General features: G+C 28.6%; 13 protein-coding genes. 10 read left to right on the top strand and 3 right to left on the bottom strand.

Annotated elements, in window-relative coordinates; all coding sequences use genetic code 11:
• Positions 1–54 precede the first annotated feature (54 nt).
• The 9 genes from ACTG47_RS12390 (at position 55) to ACTG47_RS12350 (ending at position 9,620) form a co-directional block, all read left to right on the top strand.
• The gene (locus tag ACTG47_RS12390; RefSeq protein ID WP_479924787.1) at positions 55–1,329 is read left to right on the top strand and encodes a PTS galactitol transporter subunit IIC; all 1,275 of its coding nucleotides are present in this window, start codon (positions 55–57) and stop codon (positions 1,327–1,329) included.
• A 130-nt stretch (positions 1,330–1,459) separates the two neighbouring features.
• The gene (locus ACTG47_RS12385; protein WP_169467723.1) at positions 1,460–2,512 is read left to right on the top strand and encodes a galactitol-1-phosphate 5-dehydrogenase; all 1,053 of its coding nucleotides are present in this window, start codon (positions 1,460–1,462) and stop codon (positions 2,510–2,512) included.
• Positions 2,512–3,543 carry a zinc-binding dehydrogenase gene (locus tag ACTG47_RS12380; RefSeq protein WP_169467725.1) on the top strand — a complete coding sequence of 344 codons (1,032 nt, stop codon included), beginning with the start codon at positions 2,512–2,514 and terminating at the stop codon, positions 3,541–3,543. The genes ACTG47_RS12385 and ACTG47_RS12380 overlap by 1 nt, the downstream gene beginning before the upstream one ends.
• A gap of 90 nt (positions 3,544–3,633) precedes the next feature.
• Positions 3,634–4,446, top strand: a complete 813-nt coding sequence (locus ACTG47_RS12375; protein WP_479924786.1) for a transketolase — start codon at positions 3,634–3,636, stop codon at positions 4,444–4,446.
• Between the two features lie 2 nt (positions 4,447–4,448).
• Positions 4,449–5,369: a transketolase family protein gene (locus tag ACTG47_RS12370; protein WP_479924785.1), complete on the top strand. Its 921-nt coding sequence runs from the start codon at positions 4,449–4,451 to the stop codon at positions 5,367–5,369.
• Between the two features lie 157 nt (positions 5,370–5,526).
• A complete protein-coding gene (rpiB, locus tag ACTG47_RS12365) occupies positions 5,527–5,973 on the top strand; it encodes a ribose 5-phosphate isomerase B (RefSeq protein WP_169467731.1) in 447 nt (148 codons plus the stop codon).
• Between the two features lie 31 nt (positions 5,974–6,004).
• Positions 6,005–6,670 (top strand): ribulose-phosphate 3-epimerase, encoded by a 666-nt coding sequence (locus ACTG47_RS12360; RefSeq protein ID WP_479924784.1) that lies wholly within the window; start codon positions 6,005–6,007, stop codon positions 6,668–6,670.
• A 110-nt stretch (positions 6,671–6,780) separates the two neighbouring features.
• Positions 6,781–8,283 (top strand): phosphohexomutase domain-containing protein, encoded by a 1,503-nt coding sequence (locus tag ACTG47_RS12355; protein ID WP_479924783.1) that lies wholly within the window; start codon positions 6,781–6,783, stop codon positions 8,281–8,283.
• Between the two features lie 341 nt (positions 8,284–8,624).
• On the top strand, positions 8,625–9,620 hold the full coding sequence (locus ACTG47_RS12350; protein ID WP_479924782.1) for a GGDEF domain-containing protein: 996 nt from the start codon (positions 8,625–8,627) through the stop codon (positions 9,618–9,620).
• Between the two features lie 81 nt (positions 9,621–9,701).
• Here ACTG47_RS12350 and ACTG47_RS12345 read toward each other — a convergent pair whose 3' ends face one another.
• Together ACTG47_RS12345 and ACTG47_RS12340 are read right to left on the bottom strand one after the other, a co-directional pair.
• Positions 9,702–11,294 carry a HAMP domain-containing sensor histidine kinase gene (locus ACTG47_RS12345; protein ID WP_479924781.1) on the bottom strand — a complete coding sequence of 531 codons (1,593 nt, stop codon included), beginning with the start codon at positions 11,292–11,294 and terminating at the stop codon, positions 9,702–9,704.
• Complete coding sequence (locus ACTG47_RS12340) at positions 11,263–11,979, bottom strand: response regulator transcription factor (RefSeq protein ID WP_479924780.1); 717 nt, start codon at positions 11,977–11,979, stop codon at positions 11,263–11,265. The genes ACTG47_RS12345 and ACTG47_RS12340 overlap by 32 nt, the downstream gene beginning before the upstream one ends.
• A 623-nt stretch (positions 11,980–12,602) precedes the next feature.
• Here ACTG47_RS12340 and ACTG47_RS12335 point away from each other — a divergent pair.
• Positions 12,603–14,390: a GGDEF domain-containing protein gene (locus ACTG47_RS12335; RefSeq protein WP_479924779.1), complete on the top strand. Its 1,788-nt coding sequence runs from the start codon at positions 12,603–12,605 to the stop codon at positions 14,388–14,390.
• Between the two features lie 274 nt (positions 14,391–14,664).
• Here ACTG47_RS12335 and ACTG47_RS12330 read toward each other — a convergent pair whose 3' ends face one another.
• Positions 14,665–15,465, bottom strand: coding sequence for a PIG-L family deacetylase (locus tag ACTG47_RS12330; protein ID WP_479924778.1), 801 nt, complete (start codon positions 15,463–15,465; stop codon positions 14,665–14,667).
• Positions 15,466–15,584 lie beyond the last annotated feature (119 nt).

Here is a 15,584-nt window from a genome sequence, read left to right as displayed (position 1 = left end):
ATCATAAATACATTGAAATCATATTTTATAAAACAGAAAAAGGAGGATTTATAAATGGATAAATTATTAGCAGTAGTACAATACATTTTAAACATGGGACCAACAGTAATACTACCAATAACAATTGTAGTCTTAGGAATGATATTTAGAATTAAGTTTACAAAAGCTCTAAAGTCAGGTCTTACAATTGGTATAGGATTTGTGGGTATAAACTTAGTTGTAAACCTATTAACTTCAACACTAGGGCCAGCAGCTCAGGGAATGGTTGAAAGATTTGGACTTAACTTAACAGTAATAGATGTTGGTTGGCCAACAACAGCATCAGCAACATGGGCTTCACCAGTTGCACCAATATTAATACCAGTTTGTTTATTAGTGAACTTACTATTATTATACTTCAATAAAACAAAGATATTAAACGTTGATATATGGAATTATTGGCACTTTATAGTAGCAGGTGCAGTTGGATATATAGTAACAGGAAGTTATATTTGGTCTATATTCTGTGCGATATTAATGGAATTATTGGTACTATTTATTGCAGAAAAAACAGCCAAAAACGTCCAGGAATTTTACGATTTAGAAGGTATAGCATTACCAACTGGTTCAACAGCTTCATTTGCTCCACTTGGATATATAGTAGGAAAATTTGTTGAAAAAATACCAGGAATAAATAAGATACAAGCAGACCCAGAGTCTATACAAAAAAGATTTGGTATCTTTGGTGAACCAATGATGATGGGTATTATATTAGGTATAATACTTGGAGCACTTGCTGGATATGATGTAGCAGGAATATTCAATGTAGGTATATCAATGGGTGCAGTAATGTTACTTATGCCTAGAATGGTTAGAATATTAATGGAAGGTTTAATTCCAATCTCAGAATCAATAAGAGATTTCTTACAAGCAAAATATGGAGACAGAGAACTTTATATAGGACTGGATGCAGCAGTAGCAACTGGACATCCAGCAGTTATATCAACAGCTCTTATACTTGTTCCTATAACTCTATTCTTAGCAGTTATATTACCAGGAAATAAAGTCTTACCATTTGGAGACTTAGCTACAATACCATTCTATATGGCATTTATAGTATGTTTTAGAAAAGGTAATATAGTTCAATCAGTTATAACAGGAACTATAGTAATAGCTATATCACTTTATATGGCTACAAACTTTGCAGATGTTCATACACAATTATTACAACAAGCAGATATGATGCCAAAAGGAACAACAATGGTTACAAGTATAGATACAGGTGGTAACTTACTAAAATGGGGAATATTGAAATTATCTCAATTAGTTTCTTCATTTGGAATATTCTAATATGTAGTTAATAGAGATTACTCTTTTTTAGTAAAGTATGCGAAAATTTAACATTTGGCAGCTACTAGAAAAGAGTAATATTTTTTATAAATTTTTAAAAAATACAAAATACAAGAGGAGGAGATTTATCGTGAAAGCAGCAGTATTACATGGCACAAATGATATGAGATTTGAAGATATAGAAATAAAACCATGTGAAAGTGATGAAGTAAAAATAAAAGTTATGGCAGCAGGAATATGTGGGTCAGATCCTCCAAGAGTATTAAAACATTGGAAATATCCAGTTCCAGCTATACCAGGACATGAATTTTCTGGAATAATTGCTGAAGTTGGTAATGATGTAAAGAATGTAAAAGTAGGAGATAGAGTAGTTGCAATTCCTTTTATACCTTGTAATGAATGTGAATATTGTAAAAGAGGATTATTTTCATTATGTGATGACCATGGAATGTTAGGAGCTAAGACTTTTGGAGCTTTTGCAGAGTATGCAAATATAAAAGCTACAAATGTGTTACCAATAGGAGACATGGATTTTGAAGATGCGGCTATGATAGAACCATTAGCAGTTGCTATGCATGGAGTACTTAATATAGGTGTTCAAGTTGGAGACACTGTAGCAGTAATGGGTAGTGGAACAATGGGACAATTAGTAATCCAAGGACTTAAAATAGCAGGAGCAGGAAAAATTATAGCAGTTGATATATCTGATAATAAATTAAGAGAATCAAAGGAATTAGGGGCTGATATAATAATCAATGCTAAAGATGTTAACCCAGTAGAAAAAATAAAAGAACTTACTGATGGAAAAGGTGTTGATATAGCTCTTGAATGTGCAGGTTCAAAAATAACTCAAGAACAGTGTTTACTTATAACTAAAAAGAAAAGTAAGATAGGATTTTTAGGAATAGCATATTCAGATATAACTTTATCAGAAGAAGCATTTGAAAATATATTTAGAAAAGAACTAGAATTAAAAGGTTTCTGGAATTCTTATTCTGCACCATTCCCAGGACAAGAATGGACTAAAGGAATCAATCTAGTTAATGAAGGAAAAATAAAGTTAAAAGAAATGGTATCTCATAGATTCTCACTTGAAGACACTTACAAAGCATTTGAGATGATAAGAGATAGAAAAGAAGAATTTAATAAGATATTAATTTTACCACAAGGGGTTGAAAAATAATGAAGGCAGTAGTTAAAACTAAACCAGGTTATGATAATGTAGAGGTCTTAGAAGTAGAAGAACCAAAAGCTACAGGAGACAAGGTTAAAATAAAAGTAGAATATAGTGGTATATGTGGTTCAGATATACATTCATTTAAAGGAGAATATGCAAACATAAAAGCTCCAGTAACATTAGGACATGAATTTTCTGGAATTGTTGTAGAAATAGGAGAAGATGTTAAAAATATAAAAGTAGGAGATAGAGTTACATCAGAAACTACTTTTGCAACTTGTGAGAAATGTATATACTGTGCAACTAAAGATTATAACTTATGCTCAACAAGAAAAGGTATTGGTACTCAAGTAAATGGAAGTTTTGCTGAGTATGTGTTGTCAAGAGAGGAAAGTATACATGTACTTCCTGAAAATGTATCTTTATTATCAGCTGCTCTTACAGAGCCACTAGCTTGTTGTGTTCATGCAGCTCTTGAAAAGACTACTATAGAAAGTAATGATACAGTTTTAATAATAGGACCAGGACCAATTGGTTTATTATTAGCTCAAGTTGTTAAATCTCAAGGTGCTACAGTTATAATGTCTGGAGTTACAAAGGATAAAGAAAGATTAGAAATAGCTAAGAATCTTGGTGTAGATAGAACAGTAAATGTAATGGAAGAAAATTTAGCAGATGTAGTAAATGAAATGACTGATGGAAACGGAGTAAGTAAAGCCTTTGATTGTTCTGGATTTATGCCAGCAGTTAATGAAGCTTTAAGATTACTTAGAAAAAAAGGTACTTTTGTTCAAGTTGGAATATTTGCTAAGAAACTAAATGAAATGGACCAAGATGCAATAGTTCAAAGAGAATTACAATATATAGGAAGTAGGTCACAAAAGCCTAGTTCTTGGATTATAGCATTAGATTTAATGAATAGTGGAAAAGTAAATACAGAAGCTTTAGTTACAAGAACTGTTAATTTAGACGAATTTAAAGAGGGTATTACAGCTTTAATGAACGGAGAAGAAATAAAAGTAGCAGTAAAATCTTAAAAAAACATTTGTATTATTTTAAAAAAAATTGTAAAATCTACTGTAGGATAAAAAATGTAAGGTCTTAAAAAATAACAGGAGGAAGAAAGTATGAGCACTCTTAGAGATCATTCTAATAACATTAGAAAAAACATAATAAAAATGGTTGCAGAAGCTAAAAGCGGACATCCAGGTGGTTCATTATCAATAGCTGACATATTGACAGTATTGTATTTTGAGAAAATGAATGTATGTGTAGAAAACCCAAAAATGGATGATAGAGATAGATTTGTTCTATCAAAAGGTCATGCAGCACCAGCTTTATATGCCACATTAGCAGAAAAAGGATTTTTCCCAAAAGAAGAACTAATAACGTTAAGAAAATTTGGTTCTAAGTTACAAGGTCACCCAGACATGAAAAAAGTAGCAGGAATAGATATGTCTACTGGTTCTCTTGGTCAAGGTCTATCTGTAGCAAATGGTATGGCACTTGCAGGAAAATTAGATAACAAAGACTATACAGTGTATACTATATTAGGTGATGGAGAAATCCAAGAAGGTCAAATATGGGAAGCTGCAATGACAGCATCACATTACAAATTAGATAATTTAATTGCATTTGTTGACTTAAATGGATTACAAATAGATGGTTCTAATGAAGAAGTAATGAATGTAAATCCAGTAGATGACAAATTCAAATCTTTTGGATGGAATGTAATGGTAATAAATGGACATTCTTTTGAAGAAATAGGAAATGCAATTGATGAAGCTAAAAAAGTTACAGGAAAACCAACTGTAATAATAGCTAAGACAGTAAAAGGTAAAGGTGTTTCATTTATGGAAAACAATGCTGCATGGCATGGAACAGCTCCAAATGCAGAACAAACAGAACAAGCATTGAAAGATTTAGAAGGAGGTCTATAGAAATGGGAATAGCAACTAGAGAAGCTTACGGACAAGTGTTAAAAGAACTTGCAGAAAATAAAGATATAGTAGTATTAGATGCAGACTTAGGAAAAGCTACAAAAAGTATAACATTTAAAGAAGTTGCCCCAGATAGATTTTTTGATATGGGGATAGCAGAAGGTGACATGATTGGTACAGCAGCAGGTCTTGCTACTTGTGGAAAAATACCTTTTGCAAGTACTTTTGCAATATTTGCAGCAGGAAGAGGCTATGAGCAAATAAGAAACTCTGTAGCATATCCAAATTTAAATGTTAAAATAGCAGCTACTCATGCAGGTGTAACAGTAGGTGAAGATGGTGGTAGCCATCAAGCTATAGAAGATATATCTCTAATGAGAGGTATACCAAATATGGTTGTATTAAATCCAGCAGATGGTTTAGAAGCAAGACAGGCTATACTTGCATCTATTGATTATAATGGACCTGTGTATATAAGATTAGGTAGAGCTGCAACTCCTGATATAAATGGTGAAAACTATAAATTTGAAATAGGAAAAGGAACTGTTTTAAGAGAAGGTTCTGATATAACAGTAATAGCTACAGGAATAATGGTAGCAAAAGCTTTAGAAGCAGCAGAAGAACTTGCTAAAGAAGGTGTAAATGTAGAAGTTATTAATATGTCTACAATAAAACCATTAGATGAAGCTTTAATAAAAGAAACTGCTAAGAAAACTGGAAAAATAATTACAGCAGAAGAACACAGCATAATAGGTGGTTTAGGTTCAGCTGTATGTGAAGCTTTAGCAGAAACTAAAGATGTAGTAATTAGAAGAATTGGTGTTAAAGACGTATTTGGTCAATCAGGTACACCAGCTGATTTATTAAAACATTATGGATTAACTACAGAAGATATAGTAAAAAATATAAAAGAATTATTATAGATATAAATATGTCTAATAATAAATTGATTTTAATATAAATCAACTAAAGCTGTCTTAAAAATAGAAAGAAATTTCTACAATGGGACAGCTTTATTTTTACGATAATTAAAAAATATTATAAATATAAGTAAAAGAATTACGAAAGAGGTGTTGTTTAATGAAAATATCTATTGGATGCGACCATGGTGGTTATGAATTAAAAGAATTTATAAAAGAAAACTTATTAAATAAAGGTATAGAAGTTGAAGATGTAGGTACAAATTCAAAGGAAAGTGTAGATTTTCCAATATATGCAAAGAAAGTAAGTCAAAATGTTCAAAGTAAAAAATCAGATTTAGGTATACTTTGTTGTGGAACAGGAATTGGTATGTCTATCGCAGCCAATAAGTTTAAGGGAATTAGAGCTGCTGTTGTTTCAGATTGCTTTTCAGCTCAAGCTACTAGAGAACATAACAATACAAATGTACTTTGCCTAGGTGAAAGAGTTATTGGAAAAGGATTGGCAATGAGAATTGTTGAAGAATGGTTAAATTCAAGTTATAATGGAGAAAGACATGCAAGAAGATTGCAAATGATTGATGACATAGAAAAAGAAAACTTATAAGTAGCTAGAATTTATAATGAGGAGGAAAGTTATGTCTATTATTTGTGCTTCAATAATGTGTGCAGACCAAATGAAGTTAAAAAAGGAATTAGAAGCTCTTGAAGAAGCAGATGTGAAATTACTTCATTGTGATGTTATGGATGGAATATTCGTTAAAAACTTAGCTATGGGGCCAGAACTATTAAAATCAATAAGTGAAAATACAACAATACCATTAGATATTCATTTAGCTACAGAAACTCCAGACAAGTATATTGATATGATGTCTTATATAAAGCCAAAATATATTTCTTTTCATGTAGAATCAAGTACAGATGTAAAAGCAGATATACAAAAGTTAAGAGATTATGGTATAGGACCAGTGTTAGCAATAAGCCCTCAAACAAGAGTGGATAAAATAGAAGAATATATAGATTTAGTTGAGGGTATCTTAGTAATGACAGTAAATCCAGGATTTGCGGGTCAAAAATTTAATCTTTCTGTATTAGATAAGTTGGATAAACTTACAGATATACTAAAAGATTATGATAATCCTCCTTTTATAGAGGTTGATGGAAATATAAATAAGGATACTATCAAGCTTATGAATGGTAAAAAAGTAGATATATATGTTGTTGGTACTTCAGCTTTATTTAATGACAAACCTCCAACTTCATATAAAGATAAGATAAAAGAGCTAAAAGAAAGTATAAAGTAACTATGTGATAAAATTATAAGATGTTTCTGTTTAACAATTAAGAGTTAATATACAAACAAGAACTTTTATAATATCTAATAAAAATTTTAGTTAAGTAAGGAGAATTTTTTATGAGTGACCTATATAAACTACAAAATGGTACTGATATTAGAGGAATAGCATATGAAAATGATTCTAAGGATGTTAATCTGACTGTAGAGGAAGTAAGAAAAATAGCTAAAGCATTTCATATTTGGCTAAAAGAAAAGACTAAGAAGGATAAAGTAACTGTTGCTATAGGAACTGATTCTAGGATAACTGGAAGCCAATTTAGAAGTACTGTTATTGAAACTTTAACTAATGACAATTGTAATGTAATTGATTGTGATATTGCTACAACTCCAGCAATGTTTATGACAACTATTATGGAAGGATATAATTCTGATGGGTCGATTATGATTACAGCTAGTCACTTACCATATTACTATAATGGTTTAAAGTTTTTTACAGAAAATGGAGGGCTAGAAAAAACTGATATAAAAGAAATGTTGGATATAGCTATTAGTAGTGTTAGTGTAGACTGTAAAGAATCAGATAAAAAAGGTGAAGTTAGAGTAAAAAATTTAATAGAAGACTATTCTAATTTATTAATAGATAAAATTAGAAAAGGTGTAAATTCAAGTAAAAATTATGAAAAGCCTTTTTCTGGACTTAAGATATTAGTTGATGCAGGAAATGGAGCTGGAGGATTCTTTGCTGAAAAAGTTTTACACATACTGGGAGCAGATACAACAGGCAGTCAGTTTTTGAACCCAGATGGTATGTTCCCAAATCATATACCTAATCCTGAAAATAAAGAAGCTATGGAAAGCATATGTAAAGCTGTAGTTGATAATAAGAGTGATTTAGGAATAATATTTGATACAGACGTAGATAGAGCTGCTATTGTAGGTAAAAATGGAAAACCAATAAATAAAAATGCTCTTATAGCTGTTATATCATCAATAATATTAGAAGAACATCCAAAAACAGCTATAGTAACTGATTCTATTACTTCTGAAGGTCTTGCTAAGTTCATAAATGAATTAGGGGGAAGACATCATAGATTTAAAAGAGGATATAAAAATGTAATAAATGAAGCTATAAGATTAAATAGTGAAGGAGAAGAATGCCATTTAGCTATAGAGACGTCTGGACATGCAGCATTAAAAGAAAATTATTTCTTAGATGATGGCGCATACTTAATAGCTAAAATTTTAATAAAAGTAGCAAAACTGTCTTTAGAAGGAAAAACTATAGAAGAATTAATAGAAAATCTTGAAGAAGCAAAAGAAGAAAAGGAAGTTAGAATAGGTATTAATAAAGAAGATTTTAGACCATATGCAGAAGATATATTAAAAGATTTAGATTCTCATGTTAGAAGTATTGATGGATGGTCTGTAGCACCAAATAATTTCGAGGGTATAAGAGTTAATTGTAATGAATCAAATGGTGAGGGCTGGTTTTTACTTAGAATATCACTACATGAACCATTATTGGCTTTGAATATTGAATCGAATAAAATTGATGGGGCAGAACAAATTTATTCTAAGCTAAAAACTTTTTTAGGAAAATACGATTTAAAAGGTCTTTAAGATTAATAAAAAGCATATATTTATATTAAAGAATGGATGTAAATTTATACCTAAGATTACAAATATTACAAAATTGTAATCTTAGGTAACAGAGATGTAACTGATTATGGAAACTCTATGTGATATTATAAATACAGAGAGATGAAATACATGATGAATTATAGAGAAATATAATTTAAAATGTATTAATATCAAACCAAAAAGGTATAATCAAAAAATATGTAAATATAAACCCCAACATTTAGAAAGAGACCTCCAAGGAGGTTTTTTTCTTTTTTAAAACAAAAATACAATGTCATGATATAATAACCTTAGTTGAATGATAAGGGGATAATAATACTATGGGTAAAAGTGAATATATTAATCGAGTTGAAGAATTTATAAATTCATATTTTGTAGAGAGAAATGTAAAAAAATGCATGTCTTTTTTTCATAAAAACATCTGTTGGGTTGGTACTGGAAAGTTTGAAATAGGTAATAGTATAGAAGAAGTAGAACATTTATTAGAGGCATATGTAAAACAGTCTCCAGAAGGTTTTAGCATAGAAAAATTATGGTTGGATATTAGAGAATATTCAAAAAATTTATACATGGTATTTGGTGAATATCTGGTTGGCAAAAAAACTAGGCAAGGCTATAACTTTCAAGTAGAAATAAGAGTGACCTATTTATGTGTTGAATGTGAAGGTGAGATACTAATAATTAGTGTTCATACTTCTGTTGCAAATGATTTACAGAAGGTAGGTGAATACTTTCCAATAAGTTTGATGGAAGCAGAAAATAATAGATTAGAAGCAATTGTTCATGAAAAAACTAAGGAAATAGAAGAACAGAAAGTTATGTTAATAGAGGCAAATAAAAAACTTCAGCAATTAGCCATCACTGACGAGTTGACAGGTTTATTAAACCAGAGAGCAATTATAGGAAATATAAGAAAAGCTATTAAAGAAAATTTAAAAAAATATGCAATAATGATAATTGATATAGATAATTTTAAAAGTGTAAATGATAATTATGGACATTTAGTAGGTAATGAAGTTATAAGAAGGATAGGTCACATGGTTCAATCATTTGAATCTCATTATTTATTTTCTGGAAGGTATGGTGGAGATGAGTTTATTATCTTAACAGAAAACATAGAGAAAGCATTGTATATAGAATCTAAAGTCCATAGCAATTTATTTGAATATAACTTCGAAAATATTGGAAATAAAATAACTGTAAGTATTGGCATCTCTGAATGGGAAAATTTTACCTCCTTTGAAATGTTCTTAAGTGAAGCAGATAAGAAATTATATAAAGCTAAAAAACTAGGAAGAAATAGGACTATATATTAAAAAGATATATATTGGAAGTGTTATTATATAAGGTTGTAATTGACAAGATAACGTGCAATTACAACCTCATACACTTTTATATTAATTAATTTTTTTGAAAGTAAGTGCCACCTTAAACAAATCAGCATCTATAATTATTTGCATGTTTGCATTTTCTAATTCGATTATATTTTGAGCTATTGATAAACCAAGACCAGAACCATCTGTTTTTCTAGCTACATCACCTCTTCTAAATCTTTCTAGTAGTTCTTCTGGTTTTAGATTTAGTTTATCATTTGAAATGTTTTTAAATGTTAATACTATATTTTCTTCTTCTGTGAGCATATCTATATAGACTCTAGTGCTTGGCATTGAATATTTTAATATATTGTTAATTAGATTTTCAAAGACTCTCCAAGTCTTTTTACCATCTATCATAGCAAATACAGACTGTTCTGGTGTTTCTATTATAAAATCTAAATCACTCTTTTGAATTTTATCTTCAAACTCTACTGTACTTTGAATTAAAAGTTCTTTTATATCAGTTTTTGTTATATTAAATTCTACATCACCACTGCTGAGTTTAGAAGCTTCAAATATATCTTCTATCAATAACTTTAATCTTTGTGCTTTTTTATCCAAAATATTTATATAATCGTTTATAGTTTCTTTATCAAATTCATTATTTTTTAACATATCTACATAGCTTAATATAGATGTAAGTGGAGTTTTTAAGTCATGAGATACATTTGTAATTAGCTCTGTTTTCATCCTTTCACTTTTTATATTAGCATCTACAGCAGCTTCAAGTCCATCTGTTATATTATTTATACTTTTGGCTAAGGTAGATATTTCATCATTTCCTATTACTTCTAGCTTGTATTTTAAATTTCCATTCTCAATGTTTTTTACATTATTTGATATATTATTTATGTAATTAAACTTAACAGATAAAAAGTTGTATATATAAAAATGAAAAACTGTGTTTATAAGTGTAAATAAAATTACTATAGCTATTGCATTAGCATAATATATATCCATAAAGAATATTAAAACCAGATACTGTATAATAGCTTGTATAACTATAGATATTAAAAATACTATAGCTAATTTTTTATTTATAGTTTTTCTATTATACATATTAAGTAAGTTTGAAAAGAATACATATGTTATAGACATATCTTTTAGATTATAGCTATTATATTTAATACTTTCATATATTATGTAGACTATAGATATAATAATAAAATCATAGATTATTAAATTAGTATTGTAGAACATTTTAGTATTTAAAAATGTATGTAACCTTAATGCTAGTAGTATCAAAATCAATATAAGTGTAAGTTCTATTTTTATTTTAGAAAAAAGAATTATGATATTTTCTAGGAATTTGATTTTAGTTTGTTTGTTTTTTTTATAGAATATAAAACATAGTATAGTCAATAAAAAACTCGATAATATAACACCTATACAGACAAACTCTAATTCTATTTTTGACAAATGTAAAGGAGTACCAAAAAAATAAAAATAAGGTATAGCAAGTTCTCTATAATAATAATCAGCATTACGAATAAAGTTATTATTTAAATCATAAACTGCTTCAAATAATATAGAAACTAATAGAAATAGTAATAATAATAAAATAAATTTTGCTTTAGAATCATTAATAATTAAGTTTTTCAATTTTGTAACCAATACCCCACACCACCTTTAAATATTTTGGTTCTTTCGGATTAATTTCAATTTTTTCTCGAATTCTTCTAATATGAACAGCAACTGTTCTTTCACAACTGTAAGCATCTTCGTTCCAGACATTTTCATAAATCTCACGAGAAGAAAAAATTTTACCTTTTCTTGATAGAAGGAGTGTAAGTATTTTATATTCAATAGGTGTCATCTTAACTTCCTCGCCATCTAAAGAAACTATTTTTGTGTCTGTATTTAACTCTAAACCACCACTTTTTAGAATATAATTAGTATTCTTTGAATTGTTTAAATTACTAAAATCTCCTAAATTTATGTATCTTCTAAGTTGAGATTTTACTCGAGCAGAAAGTTCTAGTGGATTAAATGGCTTAGTTATATAGTCATCAGCACCCATATTAAGACCTATGATTTTGTCCATATCTTCTGATTTTGCAGACAAAAGGATTATAGGTATATTCTTCTTCTCCCTTATTTTAAGTGTAGTTTTAAGACCATCTAAATTTGGCATCATTACATCCATTATTATTAATTTAATATCATTTTCAATTAATATATCTAATGCTTCCAATCCATCGTATGCTTTTAAAACATTAAAGTTATCAGGTCTAAGATAGAATTCTATAGCATCAACTATTTCCTTATCATCATCCACGACCAATATGTTTTGAGTCAATTTATTAATCCCCCTTGAAATTTTATTTTAACCAATTTTTATTTTATACTAAAAATAGGTATTAGAAAACAGTGAGTATATTCATTATGAAATAAAACTAGTATTTTTATATTGTTAATGAACATAGTAAATATTGAACTATAGATATCTATATTAATAGGAACTTAAAAATTTATGAAAATGTCTAGTATAATTTATCACGCTCCTTACCTTGTTTTAGATTCATTAGCTTCTTGGATATAAAGATATATTAACAAATATAAATAACAAATGAGTTTCATAATTATTAAAAATTTATAACAAATAATTATTTTGATTTAGTTTACTACAAAAATATATAAAATATTTAATAATAAAACTTATAGATTTTAAGGAGAATAGTTTATATCATTTAAGACGACATAACTTTAGAGTACTTATATGGTTGAACATTTTATATACTACACTATGATATGAAGAGAAAAGTATTGGGTAGATGAATAGTAGTGCACAAAATTAGTTTGAAAGCACTCTAAGGATGTTTGGGGTAGTAAATATAAATATATGATGGTAAAATAAAAACATAACAGAAACCATATAATAAATCACATGTTAATGTATAAAAGGGGAAAGGATTGAATAGCATGAAAATAGAACAATCATTACAGAAAAATTATAAATTTAATAAAGATGATTTAAGGAAATCTATTTTACCAAATGTAGATGCATCATCAGTTTTTTCTGAGAGAAAAGATAGAATCAATCCTGATGAATGCATTGCTTATCAAATAGCTTTACCAATTGCGACTATAAGAATTGATGCAAATGATCATCAATCTATTATATGGTATAATGATAAATTTTTGGAAATGCTTGATTATACTAAAGAGCAATACATAAAAGAAGAAAATGTTTACTACAATTGTATAGATTTTGATGATTTTAGCCGTGTAAGTCGATTAGCACAGAATTTCGATGAAACAGGAGATAGCGTAGCATTGGAAGTTAAAGTATATACCAGAACGAAAGAAGAAAAAATTTGGGCAGTTACGCTATACTATGTAGATGAAAAAGAAAGTATGGATGGAATTTCATCCATCTATTGTTTTGGTATGGATATGACAATAGAGAAAAAGAAAAACAATTCATTTGTTCACATGGTAGAAAGAGATCCGCTAACAAATGCTTTGAATCGTGTTGAAACTGAGAAACAGATTCAAGATTATATCCAGGAAAGACCTAATGGGCAGGGTTGTTTGTTTATGATTGATACAGATGATTTTAAAACTATCAATGACACGAAGGGACATATTGTAGGTGATATGGTTCTTTGCGAAATGGCTAAAGGAATGAAACAGATTATGCGTTCAAATGACATTGTAGGAAGGATTGGTGGAGATGAATTTATCATATTTATGAAAGATTCCGATTCTGATGGCGCTAGAAAAAAAGCTCGTGATCTTATTGAAATGTTTCAACAGTTGTTTGCAAATGAAAAAAACAATTTTACCATAAGCTGTAGCATTGGTATTTCACTTTATCCAGAAAATGGTCCTAATTTCAAAGAATTATATTCTAATGCAGATAAAGCACTTTATCAAGTGAAAAAACAAGGAAAAAACAACTACATGCTCTATGATGAAATATCTTTAGAACAAAAAATCAGCAGTTACACTTCAATTCGAACAAAAATCGAAACAGAGAAAGCAGATGGAAATATATCTATTGTAGGTTATGTTTTCACTACACTGTATGAATCTAATAATTTTGATCAGTCAATTAAAGAAGTTTTGAGTCTTATTGGGAAACAGTTTGAAGTAAGCAGAGCTTATATTTTTGAAAATGCTGAAGATAACCTTACAACATCTAACACATATGAGTGGTGTAATGAAGGAATTACTCCAGAGATAGATGGACTTCAGAATTTGGACTTCGAGGAGTATGGTAATTACGAACAATTGTTTGGAGATGATTCTATTTTTTACTGTAGAGATATTAATATATTGCCTTATGATCAAAAAAAAATATTATCTGAACAGGGAATATGTTCCACTTTACAATGTGCAATATTAGAAGATTCTGTGTTTACTGGATTTATTGGTTTTGATGAATGTACAGGATTGCGTATATGGACACAGAAAGAAATTGATCTGCTTATCATGATGTCACAGCTGATATCACTGTTTTTACAAAAGAAGAAATTAAAAGGAATCAAGAACAAGGCAAACAATTATCAAAAAATCCTTTATAACCTTGAGGAATGTATCTTTGTAATAGAAAAAGGAAATGATGCACTTTTGTATGGCAATTCCAAATTTAAATATTATTTCCCAAATTTCAAATTAGGTCAGAGATGTCATATCGCAGTTAGAAATAGTATACCTATTTTATGGGATGAGAAAGAGGCAAACCTTTATAGTATGAAGATATAAAGTGAATTTAAAATAAAACAAAAAATTGATAGATTGTAATTGACAAATTTCCGTTTGTCTATAAATTAATATTCAGTACTTAAGTGATTAATCTCTATGATTGATGTTTTTTGTTAAATATAAAGGACACCAATGAGGTGTCCAAAATTTTTTGTTATATTAAGATTCGTATATTAGTGACAAATTGTATGCTTTTTTATTCACGAATTTCTAATAGATATAATATTTAAACGATAATCAAAGTTTCTATTTTAGATTTAAGTTAAACTAAATATTATAAATTAGGGGTATGAAGTATAGCAGGAACGCTTTTATCACTAAGTAATTTATTAAACGATTTATGGTCGGATTTATAGCCAATACCTTCTCTACATTCTAACTCATCAACAAGCTTATATTGTTCACAAGCCTTTTTTACTTTTTCATAATCTTCAGAGGAATGAGCTTTATAAATTATCTTATTATTGAAAGTTATTTTATCAGCAAACTTAGGTTTTACAAAATATTTAACATCTTTTATCTGACCAGCGTTATACAAATTTTGAATAACAGAACCATTTTTTAAATGTTGCAAATGGTCATCTAACTTATAAGTATGTGCTATATGAGTTACACTTTTAAAATTTTCTTCAAAAGCAAGAGCAATTTTCTCCATATAATTGAAGTCAGTATTGCCATTTGCATTTTTTTCTGGTAATAATATTATATTTTCTCTTCTTACCCCAAGATTATTAAGTGAAGCTAAAAACTCTCTGTTTCTGTATTCTGATTTTTGTGTGTCTGTAAGGTTTTCATATTTCTTATATTTATTAAAAACAGATATACCACATCCAGTAGATACTAAAACTACAAATACATGATTTTTCCCTCTTTCTTTTATAGCATTTACAATAGCACTGCCAGCCCACAACACTTCATCATCTTGATGTTGAACATAGAAAACAACATAATCTTTAAATTTTCTATTACTATAATTTACATAACTATTAAAACCTGTTAAAACCAAACATAAAACTAAAATGATAGATAAAATGCCATACTTATTTATAGTAAATTTCTTATTCTTGAGTGTCATTTAATCATCTCCTGAAAAGCTGTCTTAATTATATTATCAAACAAAATCCTAAAAATTATTTCTTAAATCTTAAAAAATATAGAGTGGATTAATGGAATAAAATTTTTTGTTAGTTTAAA

This window comes from Clostridioides sp. LIBA-6622 (genome assembly GCF_056716095.1).
The sequence above is the reverse complement of the archived record's forward strand: the minus strand, read 5'-3'. Positions and strand labels throughout refer to the sequence as shown.